Consider the following 15,108-nt stretch of genomic DNA (forward strand, 5'->3'; position numbering starts at 1 on the left):
AAAGTTAACACATTTCCAAAAGTTATATATCGCAAACTCATTTTAAAAATACTAAAATAATTTCTAAACGCTTCTAAAGTGCAGACATGTGCAATATATTTCAAACTTTAATGCGTCGTGCCGTGAACTGTTGCAACATCTGTATCATAGTTGAGACACACGCGAATCGCAGCTGTTAATCCTTTTACCATCATCTCTATCGACATCGATGGTTTTCCCGGCTTATCAATCACTTGTGCAGGCGCAAATGGCACGTGTATAAATCCTGTTTTCAACTTTGGATAATATCGTTCTGCTTCATAGGCAAGTTGGTACATAATATGATTACACACAAATGTACCGGCACTATTCGATAGACTTGCAGGCACACCTTCAGCTTGCATCGCTTCTACCATACGTTTTACAGGTAATGGGGTGAAATACGCTGGCGGCCCATCTTGTTGAATGCGCTGATCAATCGGTTGTTGTCCATCATTATCCGGAATACGTGCATCATCAACGTTAATGGCGACGCGTTCTGGTGTGATTTCATAGCGTCCACCCGCCTGTCCTATAGCAAGCACAATGTCATACTCTGTTTCCGCAAGCTTTTCTCGAACGACTTCAATACTTTGGTAAAACACGGTCGGAATTTCTAACTTATCAATAACGTGTCCTTCAATGGTATCAGGTAACCGTTGTACCGCTTGCAATGCTGGATTCACCTTTTCACCAGCGAATGGATCAAATGCAGTGACTAAAACTTTCATTGACTTAAAGCCTCCTTTATTCATTTAAAAAGCCAGTATATACATCAAAATGATATGCACGACGATGAGCATTATAGCCATTGGAGCTTGTGCTTTAATCACAGCTAATTCGTCTTTCATTTCTAATAATGCAACAGGTAACGTATTGAAGTTTGCAGCCATAGGAGTAAGTAAGGTTCCACAAAAACCGCCCGTCATCGCCAATGCACCGACAATCGTTGGGTCACCCCCGTTTTGAATCACAAACGGTAAGCCAATGCTCGCGGTGATGACTGTAAACGCTGCAAATGCATTCCCCATTAACATCGTAAAGAGCACCATGCCTAAAATGTACGCGATCACACCGAGTAAGGCATTATCTTGAGGTAAAAAGCTCGATATCCCTTTTGAAATCGTCGTCCCTACCCCACTCACTGTAAACAAAATACCAAGTGCTGCTAAAAATTGTGGAAGAATGCCGACTGTCCCAATTTGTTGCACTAAACGATCACTATCATATAAGCCGACTTTCGCTTTCGGACGGATAATCAAGTACGCAACAATCAGTCCGACAATAGAAGAAATACTTATCCCTATTGCACCACCTAATGGCGTCCAAGTCGACACAATGACAGCAACAATCGCTAACACGACAGCTGGGATAAATAATAAATTTCCAAAGCGAGTCGCCCCTTGTTCTTCTTCTTGATGCTCGACCCCAACCACTTTCCCGATTGTTACATTTTTCGTTATCGTTAAAAAACCCATTAACAATACGAGCAGACCATTGAGCCAATTCGGAAAATAAGGTCCTACCATAAATAATAAACCTAAAATACACCAAAACATTGCTGTTCCGATTCTTTTCATATTGCTCGGTTCACGATACACACGATAAGCTGTATAAACAAACTGTAAACCGATAAGCACATAGAAGATTTCTAGAATTTGACTAATCATTTGAGGACTCATCTTGTGTCCCCCCTTTCTCACCATACTTACGGTTCATTTTTCGATCAAACAAGACATTTTGAATCACACCAACAATCAGCACAACAATCGCGATAGGGGCAGAATATAACGCAATCTCGACGGCCTTTACTTCCATATGTAATGAATGAAACGTTGCAACAATCAACAGTACACCTGATGCGCCGACAAATAAATTTTGCCCGAAAAAGTTGCCATAATTTTCCATTGCAGCAATATGGGCTTTCAGTTTTTCTTCGTCTACAGGCTCTATTTTTTGTTTATATTTCGCTTTCGCCGCTGCTTGGACCATTGGATTCATGAGCGGACGTACAAATTGTGGATGTCCACCAATTCGAATTGAAGCAAGGCCTGCAACTTCACGAATGAATAAGTAAACGGACATGATCCGCCCCGAAGTGATGCCTTGGATACGATTGATTAACCGTGTCGCTTGTGTTTTTAAACCAAACCTTTCAATCATCCCGACCATAGGCAACGTTAAAATAAATAATGACACCATCCGATTATCCACAAATGCTTTACCAAGTGTTTCTAGAATAGTCATCACATCCATATGAGAAACAAGGCCAGTCACAATTGCTGCAATAAGTACTGTACCAATCGTGTCCCATTTAAAATAAAAACCTAAAACGATGATGAGGATGCCTATCAGTTTAAGCCATTCCATCAAATTCCTCCTTTATGTAGATAGTCACTTTATTTTATCGTTATCTGAATATTGTTTCAAATAAGCATCGGAAAGCTATCTCCCTAAAGAATTAAAAATGCCCTACAATGTGTACGCAGTTAACGTTATACATTGCAAGGCATATTAATAATTGAACCTATTGAACTCCACTCCGCGATTCAATTGTATGGGTGATGGTTCAAAGGCTGCTTTCAAATCAACAGTACATTTATAAGTTTAAATTTTGCTTATACTGCTGTACTAGTGATTGCTTTTGTGTTTCGTCGGGAATGAAGTAATAAAGACCATCGCTTTGAATACCACCAGAACCGTCTAATTGATGACGCTTAACATGATCATTAGCATCACTGTAGTTACTACGAATTTGGTTCAGTTCACCAATCGTTAAATCTGTCTTTACGTTGTCACTCAATTGATTCATCAAGGCATTAAAATTCGTAAGCGAAGAAATACCTGTTAACTTGTCAGCTAAACCTTGAAGCACCAGTTGTTGTCTTTCTTGTCTACCGAAATCTCCACCTGCCCCTTCTTCTTTACGGCTTCGAATAAATGACATGGCGGTATCACCATCAAGATGCGTACGTTGACCTTTAGTGAATTGATGCCCCCCTGCATTAAATGTCGCATTACTTGTCACATCGATGCCGCCGACCGTATCGATTGTATCTTTCAAACCATCCATATTAACTGTTGCATAATGATCGATTGGCACACCCATTAATTTTTCAATAGATTTCACTGCCATATCTGGTCCACCATAGGCATAGGCGTGGTTGATTTTTTCTGTTGTATCACGTCCAACGATTTCCGCTTGTGTATCACGAGGAATACTGATCATTTCTGTCGTTTTCTTTTCTGGATTCACTGATAAAATCATAATGGTATCGCTTCGTTCGCCGCCTCCCGCACTTTCACGTTGCGCATCTGAATCTATACCAAATAATGCAATAGAAAAAGGTTCTCCCTTACTCAAATCCACCTTACCTGATCTCAATTCTGAATGATTTCTATCTAAAGGATTATGAATGGCCCCCCCTACTGCAAAAATTTTAAATGCCAGATAAGCTACAGCAATAACGGCTAAAATGAATAAAATACCTACAAACCATAATAAAAATCTTAATACTGGGTTTTTACGTTTTTGCGTTCTTTTATACTCCAACAAAGTCACTTCTTTCCGAATGTATTGGTCAAGCTTTATGGAGATACATGAAAATATGATCCCGTCACATATTAAGTGTTATTTTACAGTAAAGTTTATCGAACGAAATCGGTCTTTAGACGCAAGTCTACTTTTGATATCCACCATTAGATAACAATATGTCTAAAATTGTTTCGTAACACCCTGGATTACTAATAATAAATGGACCACCACGAACAAAATCGATGGGCTGTTGGTGGAAGTCTGTCATCTTTAAACCAAGTTCTTGTGCAAATAAAAATTGAGCGGCGATGTCCCAAGGTTTCGCATTCGTATGAATATGTGCACCGAACTGCCCTGTAATTACACGTGCTGAATCAAGGCCACAAGCACCGATTAAACGATAGCCAAATGATACATCTAATAAGTCATGGATCGTTTCATCATTCAATACACGATTGTTAAATGAAATAATCTGATCTTTCAACGGTTGTGACGTAATGGGAAGCAACGGTTTGTCATTTAAAAATGCACCGCTTCCTTTCACAGCGCGATACAGTTTTTGTCTTGGATAATCATAGATATAGGAAAGTTGTGGCTCCCCTTCAACAAAATAGCCTATAATCATGCAAAAGTCATCTTGTTGTTTGACTAAATTTGCTGTCCCATCTATCGGATCAATCAACCACGTATGTCCCTCTTTTAAATGCTGCGTTTCATGATGTGCTTCTTCTCCATACAAGCGGTGGTGTGGATAATACGTTTTTAAAAATTGTTCAAATCTTGATTCGATCGTTTGATCAACATTCGTTACAAGATCGTAACGACTGGATTTCGTGTCGGTTTGAATTTGATGAATCAGATTAGGGATTTCTTCTGTCATCTGTTGAATCCATTGTTGGAGATGTTGATCTATTTTATGACGCTCTGATTCAGATAACATATGTATCACCTCTTTATCTATGTTAGTTCCATTATACAGAAGAAAAAGAGTTTTTGGGGGTTCTTCAAAAGATACGTATTGAAATCATCATGGCATACAACATCTGATTGATACGCGAAAAAACCGGTTGGCGTGAACCAACCGGCATAGAAAGGAAAGTAAGTAATAAATATTGAAGATGTTAAACTAGAATTAGTACAATATACCATTCAAACAATACTATCAATAGTGATAGCTCCCCCTTTATTTGAACATTTCTTGTACCATCCCCCTAGTAGCTAACTACACTATAACATATTTCTAACATAAATGTAAGCGTTTTCTAAATTTTTTTGCGCACTTTTTGTTTACATTTTTCACTTTGTTGTGCAATTGAGATGGAAAAAGTCTTTCACTATAATTATTTAATCGATATGCTATAATATTGTTAAACATGTTTGGGAGGGGTTCGTATGAATAAAGAAACACGGCAAAAGAAGCTGTTGGCCTTGATTCAACAAGACAAACCGATGACTGCCCTTGAATTAGCGCAAGCTCTCAACGTTTCTAAACGGACTATTTTACGTGACATGCAAGAATTAGAAGGTAAAGGCGTTCAAATAGTCGCACATGCGGGGATGTATGGTGGCTACCAACTTCAAGCGAATCAACATTACTATCAATTGAACTTGACGCAAACAGAATTACAAGCGCTCTATTTAATATTAAAAGAAAGCCAAGCACAGTCGACATTACCTTATGAAGCAGCAACGAATCATCTCATTCAAAAAATATTAAAACAACCTTACACACATATTCGACGTACATTACGTCAACTGGATCAATACGTTTTATACGAAACACGTCAGCAACCACGCTTGCCCGTTCAATTCAGTGACATTTTAATATATTGCCAAGAGCGCAAAGTGATGGGCATTGACTATAAAAGCGATGCAAATGGTGAACAACGCTTTGAAAATGTCATTTTTATTGGCTTGATTGCACGTCACGACGGTTGGCAAGCGATTGTTTATCATATTGGCGGCGATTATACACAATATGTTGATATCTCTACGATTGAAGACATTTCGTATTCTTTCCAAAAATCAATACAAACGAACGATATTACACTTGAAAACTACGAAACCTATTTAAAAGATTCAAAACATCAATAAAACCAATGTCATGCCTAAAAGCGTAACATTGGTTTTTTCTATGTGGGATGTCACTATTGTATGATTGTGACCACGAACGAAATAAAATTATTTAACATATGAAAAGCGATCGACACACCTAAATTACGGCCACTTTTGATATATAAGAACACAAGTGGTACGGCTAAAATTAAGTAATCGATCATTTCAAATGGGGAGGTCGCTTGAAGCACGTGTACCCCCGCAAACAACAAGGCTGAAATAACGGCCATGACTTTAAAGTTCAATTTCTTACCTAATTCCCCAATTAAAATATGACGGAAGAAAATTTCTTCAACGACTGGTGCTAATATCACAATCATCATGAAATTGATTGGCGTAAACCACGGAATAGCGAAAAGTTGGTCAATCAGCATCTCGTTTTGCGTCGTATCATATTGAAATCGTTCGGGCAAAAACTGTTGTAGATAACCATAGAGGGTTGAAGCGGCTTGTGCAACGAGGTATGCCCCTACAATCCAAAATATGTATTGGCGTATCCCTTGAAGCCCCTTCATAAAGCGTTGCCCCATCGTTTTATAATGTAACAAGTAAAAACTGAGGATGACAATCAAGTAAGCAACGACTGTAGCAATGACTTGTGCGACGAGTGCATTTGAGTCAGACAATAACGCCGCTTCACTCACATTGAAAAACACAAAGCTAATGATAGCGGCAAGTATTCCGAAAACGAACGTTGCAACGATAACAATAGGAACTAATAATAAGTCCCGCCAAGCAATATCTTTCCATTTATATTTTGACATTTGAATACTCTCTTTCCTTTAAAAATGCACGAACGGTTGTATATATATCACAGACCTGTGACTTTTTTACAGTTTGATATAACACTTACGCACGTGAATGATTCTTGTTATACTATATATTATTTCATGAAAGGACGCTACTGATGAACGGTTATGAAATGCCCAATTTGATACAAGCACTCGAGGTTTTGAATGAACTGTTAGACTTAACCACAACTTACGATTTAACCTACGCACGAGATCCCGAATACGCACAAGACATATTGACCAATTTGAAAGCGAAAGTCCAATCGCATTATCTACAGTCACCTCAACCTGTTCATACACATGCATACAGTCCCTATCCCTACGACCTTTACTATTGTTGTCTTTACAACTTGTATCACAATCCATTAGTCTCTATCAATTTTGGCAGTCAACGTAAATTGAATCAAAGTTATATCCAACAAATTACACGAACACGCGCTTATTTTCAAATGTGTACGGGCACATTTTAAAACACAGTTTGTGCGATTTTCAGCAAATTTAAAAAGCGGAATGACATGTGCCATCCCACTTTAAACACGCTTTACAATTAAAAATCGACACGCATATTGAAGCACGGATTCATCTCAACTATGCGAATATAAGCCCGATCATTATAATATCGCTATGTATCTCTTTCCCAAAATACAATACGATGCTTGTTACTTTTATAATTTAAAGTCTTCTTTATCGCGTTTATGATAACCGCGTAAGAAGAAAAATACGGCCATAAAACCTAAGAATAAGAAACCGATAATCACAGATACACGTGTTTCGTTATTAATTAACATTGCAACTAACACCATTAATAAAAATGCGATTGACAGATAATTTGTCACTGGTGCAAGTGGCATTTTGAAAGGATGGTTTTCTAATTTTTCTGGAAATTTCTTTCTAAATTGAATATGGCTAAATAAAATCATAAACCATGGAATCATTCCAGGTAAAATAGATGCACTATAAACATAAACGAAAATATTTTCAGAACCATCGATAAACTGTGGTAATACAACATTTAAAATGACACCGATTAAAATACCAATAGATACAGCTAAAACTGTATAAAATGGTACACCGTTTCTCATGACTTTTGTAAATATCGCTGGTAATTGACGATGTTGTGCTAAAGTAAAAATCATACGACTTGAGCTGAAAATACCCGAGTTACAGCCTGACATCGCTGCCGTAATCACAACGAAGTTAATTAAACCTGCCGCTATCGTAATTCCGATTTTTGCGAATGTTGCAACAAATGGGCTACCAATGTCATGCAATTCATTCCAAGGATAAATCGTTACAATAACAAAGATGGCACCGATATAAAAGATTAAAATACGCCAAATGACGCCGTTGACTGCTTTTTTAATATTTTTTTGAGGATCCTTTGTTTCACCTGCTGTAATACCGATCAACTCAACCCCTTGATATGAACCGATAACAATAGATAAAGCAAAGAAAAATCCTAGCCAACCATTCGGCATAAAACCGCCATGTGCTGTAAGATTGCTAAGACCGATTGGATTGCCTCCGTTCCCTATACCGAAGAAGATCAAACCGAAACCAGCAATAATCATCAAAATAATTGTCACGATTTTAATCATCGCAAACCAAAATTCAAATTCACCAAACGCTTTTACAGACACCGCATTGGCAGCTGTTAACAGAACAATGACAATCAGTCCTGGAATCCATGTTGGTAATTCTGGAAACCAAAACTTCATATATGCGCCGACTGCAATGACTTCCGACATCCCTACAACAATCCATTGAAAGATGTTGGCCCATGCAGTCACGTAACCTGCAACAGGGTGGATATAATCTGTAGCAAAGTTTGCAAACGAACCAGTTGATGGATCAAGATAGACCATCTCTCCCATTGCACGCATGATTAAAAATAAAAATAAACCCGCAACTAAATATGCAAAAATAACAGAGGGACCTGTCCACGCAATTGTACTTGATGCCCCCATGAATAATCCGACACCGATAGTACCACCGAGTGCGATCATTTGAATCTGTCGAGAACTTAATCCTCTGTGTAATTGATTATCTTCCATGACAACGTTCCATCTCCTTTTGTAACCCCTACTCATATAAAATTGATGTTGAACCGTGCATGTCGCTATTATACTATAAACTATCAGAATTTGAAGAAAAAATTAAAAATGTTAACCCATTCATTTACATTCCTATTTTCATCTCCAAACAGCCCTGCTACCTGTATATCCGTTACACCTTTAACCATTGATATATCGACCATCCTATACACAGTAATCTTATCCTACTAAAAATCGCATTTAGATATGTTGACGTTTACACCATCGACCGTCGAAATATTGTCACATTAAACTATTGTGAATATATTCACATTGGCTTACGAATTGCTTATACTAGGTTTATTATTTAAGAAAGGAATCTAATTTATGAAAGATACTAATATCAAATGGGATACAATTTTTTATGGTCGCCAGTGGGTTTCAAATATTATTGAGACGATTCAAAAGAAAGATGTACTTCAGAGCTTTTATCTAAGGCGTTATTTATTAAGAGCAATGATGGCAGGATTTATTATTAGCATCATAACCGTTTTTGTATTAACAGTTAAAACAACATTTGCGCCTGACGTAGCGCCCGGTCTCGTGAATATGGCGGGTGCATTTACTTTTAGTTTTGCCCTCGTGTTAATTCTGTTCACAAACTCTGAACTTCTAACGAGTAATTTCATGTATTTTACGGTGGGTTTGTATTATCATTTGATTCGTCCAACACGTGTAATTAAAATATTCACACTATGTTTTGTTGGGAATATGATTGGTGCTGTCATTTTGTTTAGTTTACTCCGGTTTTCCAATGTCATGACACCGGATATGCTACAAATGCTTGACCATACCGTACAAGTCAAAATTCATGATTATAGTTTTCAAAACATTTTAGTCCGTGCTATTTTCGCGAACTTCTTTATTAACATTGCATTAGTCATTGCCATGCAAATTGATGATGTGTTGGCCAAAATGTTTGTCATGATGTTCGGTGTAACGATTTTCGCGTTTATGGGCTATGAACACGTTGTTTATAATGCTTGTTTGTTTATTGCCAGTGCCATTTATCAAACAGACGCTTTCAATATGCTGCATATGGCTAAAAACATTATCGGGGCTTTGCTTGGAAACTATATCGGCGGTGGACTAATCATCGGGCTATTTTATGCTTATCTGAATGATCACGGTCAATTCAAAGCGATCAAAAAGGAAAACAAAAAGAACTAATGCATCGTTTGTGATAGATAAGTACACGTCATCATTGATTGCGGTCTATGTTATAATAAGGACAATTCAAAGACTAAGGAGCATATTATGGATCGCACACGTATCATTAGAGGTGTCCTCATCTCAATTATTTTAGGTCTACTCTTTTTCTTCCTAAATCAAACACAATCCACATATACGACAACCGAGTTATTGTTACGTTCAGTACTCGTTGCCATTGTCTTTGCGGTATTATACTTCGTTGTCTTCACGATTTTAAGCCACGACACACGAAGACGCATTTATGGACCTCCCCTACTTATTGGCATCATCTTAGGTATACTAGTGGGGCAATGGTTAGAGCATGCTATAGTAGGCCTTGCACTCGGGGTTGCAGTTGGCTTAATCGTCGGTGCAATACGACAACGTTTTTTCAAGGAGTGATGAAATATGTCAACACAAACGATTGGTATCATTGTCATCGTAATTCTTTTAATTAGTTTTCTTCCTAACGCCTATATGTTATATAAAACTTCAAAAGAAGGCACTGAAAACACACGTTATAAATTAATGGTCGGTGTAGACGCCATGCTATTAGTGTTAATTATTGCTGCCATCTTACTATTAACCTAAACCACCCTCATGACATCACAACAGAATCATTGTTGAACTTAACTTGTGGTGTCATGAACTTTCTCTTTGTTACTCCAGAGAGATAAAAACATCCCTAGTTACTACGCTGCTCCACATTATCACCATCTCTTTTGCAACAAATGCCACATGCCATAGTCCAAAAGAAAAACGCAGATACCACCCACTCAAATGAGTATGACACCTACGTTTAACGTTAAATTTTACCTTGTAAGAAAAAATAATAAATGATTGAAGCAAGCACTGCGTATACGATGAGTCCTGTTGCAGCGGATAACAGATGAACGCGCATCGGAATATGCTTTTGAAAACGTGGCGCTAATACTAAATTGCCGACTAAAATAATCAAAGGTGCCACAATGAAAAATAAAATCATTTCTAAACTCATCGTTGTACTCCATCAAAATATTGTGCGACGACTTGGCTCAAATCGACATCTTTAGCAAGCAAGTCCAATTCTGAAAAATCGCTCTGAGCCGTGAATTGATTTGAGTTCACGATAACATCAAGTCCTGCACAAATCGCACCTGTCGCACCATTCACTGAATCCTCAATTGCTAAACAATGCGTCGGACTATAATTCAGTGCTTGTACCGCAGCTAAATATAAATCAGGGGCAGGTTTTACTGTTTCAACATCTTCTCGACCTTTAATCACTGAAATATACTTTTCGATACCTAACTTCTGAACTAATGACTCAATGTGATGTCTTGTACTACTTGAAGCAATCCCCATCGGAATGTGACGTTGATGCAGTTGTTGCATCAGTTCTAACACACCAGGTCTTAAAGGCAGTTGTCCAGCTGTCTCATAATGTTCTTGATAGACTTGATCTGTTAACATTTCTCCTAAATGAGTAAGTAAATGTTGGTGAATCCCTAGCGCTCGTCCGCCAATATTCGAACGATAAAAGTCTGCGCTCATATTGGCATGACCTGCCTCATTCAAATAACGATTCACTGTTTCATATAAATGTTGTTCGGTATCGATAATCGTACCATCAAAATCAAAAATGACTGCGCGATACATGCTTGCTTCCTCCTAAATTCTTGGTTCCGGTTTCTTCATTCATTGTTAAAATCCAGGTGCTAACGTTGCAAATTCATACATAATTTTATTTTGACGATAGTACAGTGATTTAAACCAAATACGATCAATAACACCTGAATGTTTGCCCGCTAAATGATCATGTAGTGAAACGAGTTGATTTAATGTGTCATCATTTTCTGTTGCAAGTGCGTGATGGTGAACATAACCGCGCCCTGGTCGAACATTAGGACCGTCTTTTTCGATGATTACGAGGTCTGAATAATACCCTTGATCATCAATCGCAACGACTGACTGCTCACCAAATTGCGCTTTATCTTTAAAATCTAGTGTGTCGCGTAAATAGTCTAACGTTTTCTGTGCATCTGCAACGTGGATTTCAATCGGTCCTAGTCCTAAAATTTGATACTCTGCAGGAATGTCATTATCGACTGGATTTTGCCATCCATTTGGAATTACTGCATCGCCATTCACCATCATGACATATGACAATGTATCTGGATCGTCAAAATACAGTGCCGGTTGTTCCATGTAAGTGCCTCTTGAAATGTTCGTCGCTTTTTCTTGTAAGCGTGCTTCAAAGAAATCGAGTGCTGCTTCATTTGGTACGAGTAGCCCAATTCTCGCAATCATGTTTGTTCCTTTACGCATTGCACCCGCATTTGGAATTTCAAAAAATGTCAGTAATGTGCCTGGTGAATTTTGTTGGTCACCGTAAAAAATGTGTACCATGCCATGATCATCTTGGTTGACCGTTTCTTTCGTTAAGTGTAAGCCTAATGTTTCCGTATAAAATGCTTTGTTTTGATCCAAATCTTTAGTGTACATTGAGATATGATGATGTCCAGTAATGTTCACGATACACCCCTCCAAGTGTTATTCAAGTATGATTTAAATAAAGTATATTTTTTATATCTAGAGATTGCAATAGATATGATTAGGATACAGTTGGCAGGAGTATGAAACAGACAACACCAATAATGATGATAGATAATGGAAAAACAAGCGTTTGAATAAAGCGTACTTTTCGTTCTGATAATGTTGTGCGTAAGAGCCAAGTTTCAATGGTAAAGTTGATCATAGTCAATATCGCAGTCAATGAAAGTAATAACGTCAAGCCATTCTGAAAATTCATCAAAAAGCCGACTGACAGCACGAGCATCATAAACAATATGGAGACCGTGATAAAGTAATTTTGTAGCACTTTCATCATCATTTTTACATCACACCCTTTTTAAGGCTTCATTATTTTATATATTTAAACATTATTTTCGCACAACCTAATAAAAAAGTAAAACCGCTAGCAATCCTACAATAGCGAATCATGAAAAGAAAAAGAATAGCCCCTATCCTATCGCCTTTAACGACATGATACGCCTATTCTTTCTAAAAAATTATTTTGATTTTGCTGCCCAGTATTTCGCTAATATCGGTCCTGTCACTAAATGAACCACACTAAATATTGCACCTGGTACTGCAGCTAAAGGATTAAAATGGACTGTCGCTAATGATGCAGCTAAGCCAGAGTTTTGCATGCCGACTTCAATCGAAACTGTTTTTTGGTCTGTATAATTTAATTTAAACAAATGCGAAAACCAAAAACCTAACAAATAACCGATCGCATTATGTATCACTACGACTAAAAAGATGAGCAATCCTGTTTGAATAATGAGCTCACCACTGCCCGCTACAACCGCACCTAAAATCACTGAAATCGCAATAACTGAAATAATTGGCAAGATGTCTTCCCCCACATGTGCCACAGGTTTAAGAAATCTTTGAATTAAAATACCTAACACTAAAGGTACGAGGACGACTTTAACGACTGAAATAAACATCGCGATAAACGAAACGTCCATCCATTCTTGTGCTAATACAAACATTAAAAATGGTGTCATGAACGACGCAAGTATGGTTGAAATTGTTGTAATCGTTACAGATAATGGCACATTCCCTTTTGCCAAATAACTAATAACATTGCTCGACGTACCTCCTGGACAACATCCTACTAACAGTACACCAATCGCAATATCAGCTGGTAATTGAAATAACTTCACAACCGCATATGCAGAAAGCGGCATAATCGTATATTGTAAAACGATCCCAATTAAGACAGCTTTCGGTTCCTTCAATATTAATTTAAAGTCATCAACTGTAACAGTTAAACCCATCCCTAACATAACAATACCTAATAAATACGGTACAAACGTTCCGAATCCTTTAAAAATATCCGGAATTAAAAACCCGGTAATACTCGCCAATAACATCCATAATAAAAATGTTTTAGATGCAAATCGACCTAATCGTTGTAACATGGCATTCACTCCCCAATGCAATTAATAAGCAGAATATTATCACAAATAAATGCGGTGTACAATTCTTTTTACAAAAATATTTAGTTTAAATACATAAATATCATGGTCACTTTACATCTATAGTCTTACTGAAAATACAAATGACTCGTGATACAATGAATGCAACAATATTTAAAATGGGGAATTAGAATGATAATCGATAAAATAGAGACATTTATTTTAAATATAGATCAAATGACAAGTCGCTTTGCCAGACGAAAACTATTAAAGTTATTAAATGGGATGAACCTCCATGCCACAATTCAAATAGAATGGTTGAAACATCAGCAAAATTACCTACTCAAAATTCATTTACCGAAACAAGCTTTGCCCTATTTGATTAGTTTTTTGAGCTTCCATCATTATCGCATTTACCAAATTGTGCCTTTCCAATTACTTGATGCTATAAAACCATTACACCAACGCCCCCACGAGGAACATCGCTTTGAAATGATGATTGACGGTCTAGACGACCCGTTTATTAAAGATAAAGTGATTGATATTTTAAATGGTTTCCAAAGTGAACGTATCATTTACAGTTTTGCAAAAGACATTTTGAAGGTGACGACAACTGCAGAAGTGATGAGTGCGTTAGTTGGCACTTTAGCAACGCGCAATATTGATATTTATCATGCGAACACAGCTGCACGCTGTTTCCATAAAATGCGTATTTCATAGGCTATGCATCATCTCTCTTTCAGTAGCATGACGTCGATGTCATCCACTGCTTGATTCAATGCATTAAAAAAACGGCACAGCGCACTTGCCTGTACCGTTTATTCTTCATCTATTCTTATTCATTCAATTCAAATTCTGCTTCTAATTCACGTTGCAACACATCAAACATCAATTCAAAACCATGTGCTGTATGGTCGTGATAAGCTTTCTTTTGTTGCTTATATTCAAGGTTGGTCAATCGGCGTTCTTTAGGCAACATACCTCTATAATGAAACGTCATCTCAGTCATCCCCGGTGATCGTTCTTCAAAATAGACTTCAATCTCATCAACATGTTCACTCAATTCCGGCATCTGAATCGTTTTCACAATTTGCTCGCCTTCTTTTAACGTTTTATACGTGCCGATGACTTCAATACGTTTCCCTTTACGTAAATCGACAATTTGGTAATGACCTCCTTCAACAGGATCATTTTCGATAACTTGGTTTGTTCGGCGTGAAGTCATAAACCAATGTATTAATTGATTAGGGTCTAGCCACGCATGATACGCATTCAAAGGTGTCGTTTTCATCAAACGGACAAGCTCTATTTCTACCCATTCATTTTGCATATGCTTCACTTCCATTCTCCTTACTTTTTATTCATTTCGGATGACCTCTATTGTAACTTAAATCTAT

At 37.5% G+C, this 15,108-nt stretch carries 19 protein-coding genes; 6 read left to right on the forward strand and 13 right to left on the reverse strand.

What is annotated here, in order from left to right:
* Positions 1-107: 107 nt before the first annotated feature.
* The 5 genes from pcp to BJK46_RS06815 form a co-directional block, all read right to left on the reverse strand.
* Entirely contained in the window at positions 108-749 is a 642-nt protein-coding gene (gene pcp, locus BJK46_RS06795) for a pyroglutamyl-peptidase I (RefSeq protein WP_014613153.1), read from the reverse strand.
* A 24-nt stretch (positions 750-773) separates the two neighbouring features.
* On the reverse strand, positions 774-1,700 hold the full coding sequence (locus tag BJK46_RS06800) for a DUF979 domain-containing protein (RefSeq protein ID WP_037542383.1): 927 nt from the start codon (positions 1,698-1,700) through the stop codon (positions 774-776).
* Entirely contained in the window at positions 1,681-2,388 is a 708-nt protein-coding gene (locus tag BJK46_RS06805) for a DUF969 domain-containing protein (RefSeq protein WP_014613152.1), read from the reverse strand. The genes BJK46_RS06800 and BJK46_RS06805 overlap by 20 nt, the downstream gene beginning before the upstream one ends.
* A gap of 229 nt (positions 2,389-2,617) precedes the next feature.
* A complete protein-coding gene (locus BJK46_RS06810; protein ID WP_014613151.1) occupies positions 2,618-3,571 on the reverse strand; it encodes an LCP family glycopolymer transferase in 954 nt (317 codons plus the stop codon).
* Between the two features lie 127 nt (positions 3,572-3,698).
* A complete protein-coding gene (locus BJK46_RS06815; RefSeq protein ID WP_065520375.1) occupies positions 3,699-4,493 on the reverse strand; it encodes an inositol monophosphatase family protein in 795 nt (264 codons plus the stop codon).
* A gap of 452 nt (positions 4,494-4,945) precedes the next feature.
* Here BJK46_RS06815 and BJK46_RS06820 point away from each other — a divergent pair, with 452 nt between their 5' ends.
* Complete coding sequence (locus BJK46_RS06820; protein WP_014613149.1) at positions 4,946-5,647, forward strand: helix-turn-helix transcriptional regulator; 702 nt, start codon at positions 4,946-4,948, stop codon at positions 5,645-5,647.
* 53 nt (positions 5,648-5,700) lie between these two features.
* Here BJK46_RS06820 and BJK46_RS06825 read toward each other — a convergent pair whose 3' ends face one another.
* Positions 5,701-6,432 (reverse strand): CPBP family intramembrane glutamic endopeptidase, encoded by a 732-nt coding sequence (locus BJK46_RS06825; RefSeq protein WP_014613148.1) that lies wholly within the window; start codon positions 6,430-6,432, stop codon positions 5,701-5,703.
* 143 nt (positions 6,433-6,575) lie between these two features.
* Here BJK46_RS06825 and BJK46_RS06830 point away from each other — a divergent pair, with 143 nt between their 5' ends.
* Positions 6,576-6,929: a hypothetical protein gene (locus BJK46_RS06830; RefSeq protein ID WP_031253762.1), complete on the forward strand. Its 354-nt coding sequence runs from the start codon at positions 6,576-6,578 to the stop codon at positions 6,927-6,929.
* 195 nt (positions 6,930-7,124) lie between these two features.
* Here the strand turns inward: BJK46_RS06830 and BJK46_RS06835 are convergent, their stop codons facing one another.
* The gene (locus BJK46_RS06835; protein WP_014613146.1) at positions 7,125-8,513 is read right to left on the reverse strand and encodes an amino acid permease; all 1,389 of its coding nucleotides are present in this window, start codon (positions 8,511-8,513) and stop codon (positions 7,125-7,127) included.
* A gap of 366 nt (positions 8,514-8,879) precedes the next feature.
* On the opposite strand from BJK46_RS06835, the gene BJK46_RS06840 reads away from it, so the two are divergent.
* The 3 genes from BJK46_RS06840 (at position 8,880) to BJK46_RS06850 (ending at position 10,334) form a co-directional block, all read left to right on the forward strand.
* A complete protein-coding gene (locus tag BJK46_RS06840; protein WP_037542374.1) occupies positions 8,880-9,722 on the forward strand; it encodes a formate/nitrite transporter family protein in 843 nt (280 codons plus the stop codon).
* Between the two features lie 87 nt (positions 9,723-9,809).
* Positions 9,810-10,145, forward strand: coding sequence for a hypothetical protein (locus BJK46_RS06845; protein ID WP_015729553.1), 336 nt, complete (start codon positions 9,810-9,812; stop codon positions 10,143-10,145).
* A 6-nt stretch (positions 10,146-10,151) separates the two neighbouring features.
* On the forward strand, positions 10,152-10,334 hold the full coding sequence (locus BJK46_RS06850) for a hypothetical protein (protein ID WP_014613143.1): 183 nt from the start codon (positions 10,152-10,154) through the stop codon (positions 10,332-10,334).
* A 214-nt stretch (positions 10,335-10,548) separates the two neighbouring features.
* Here BJK46_RS06850 and BJK46_RS06855 read toward each other — a convergent pair whose 3' ends face one another.
* The 5 genes from BJK46_RS06855 to BJK46_RS06875 form a co-directional block, all read right to left on the reverse strand.
* On the reverse strand, positions 10,549-10,740 hold the full coding sequence (locus BJK46_RS06855; protein ID WP_014613142.1) for a hypothetical protein: 192 nt from the start codon (positions 10,738-10,740) through the stop codon (positions 10,549-10,551).
* A complete protein-coding gene (locus BJK46_RS06860; RefSeq protein WP_014613141.1) occupies positions 10,737-11,381 on the reverse strand; it encodes an HAD family hydrolase in 645 nt (214 codons plus the stop codon). Before BJK46_RS06860 ends, BJK46_RS06855 begins: the two co-directional genes overlap by 4 nt.
* Before the next feature lie 45 nt (positions 11,382-11,426).
* A complete protein-coding gene (locus tag BJK46_RS06865; RefSeq protein ID WP_015729555.1) occupies positions 11,427-12,257 on the reverse strand; it encodes a VOC family protein in 831 nt (276 codons plus the stop codon).
* A gap of 79 nt (positions 12,258-12,336) precedes the next feature.
* Positions 12,337-12,615, reverse strand: a complete 279-nt coding sequence (locus tag BJK46_RS06870) for a hypothetical protein (protein ID WP_014613139.1) — start codon at positions 12,613-12,615, stop codon at positions 12,337-12,339.
* A 178-nt stretch (positions 12,616-12,793) separates the two neighbouring features.
* Positions 12,794-13,714: a bile acid:sodium symporter family protein gene (locus tag BJK46_RS06875; RefSeq protein ID WP_015729556.1), complete on the reverse strand. Its 921-nt coding sequence runs from the start codon at positions 13,712-13,714 to the stop codon at positions 12,794-12,796.
* A 189-nt stretch (positions 13,715-13,903) separates the two neighbouring features.
* Between BJK46_RS06875 and BJK46_RS06880 the strand changes: the two genes are divergently transcribed.
* Positions 13,904-14,431 carry a hypothetical protein gene (locus tag BJK46_RS06880; protein WP_015729557.1) on the forward strand — a complete coding sequence of 176 codons (528 nt, stop codon included), beginning with the start codon at positions 13,904-13,906 and terminating at the stop codon, positions 14,429-14,431.
* 115 nt (positions 14,432-14,546) lie between these two features.
* Here the strand turns inward: BJK46_RS06880 and BJK46_RS06885 are convergent, their stop codons facing one another.
* Positions 14,547-15,056: an SRPBCC family protein gene (locus BJK46_RS06885; protein WP_020219778.1), complete on the reverse strand. Its 510-nt coding sequence runs from the start codon at positions 15,054-15,056 to the stop codon at positions 14,547-14,549.
* Positions 15,057-15,108: the final 52 nt, after the last annotated feature.

The sequence above is a fragment of the Staphylococcus pseudintermedius genome, assembly GCF_001792775.2.
GTDB lineage: Bacteria > Bacillota > Bacilli > Staphylococcales > Staphylococcaceae > Staphylococcus > Staphylococcus pseudintermedius.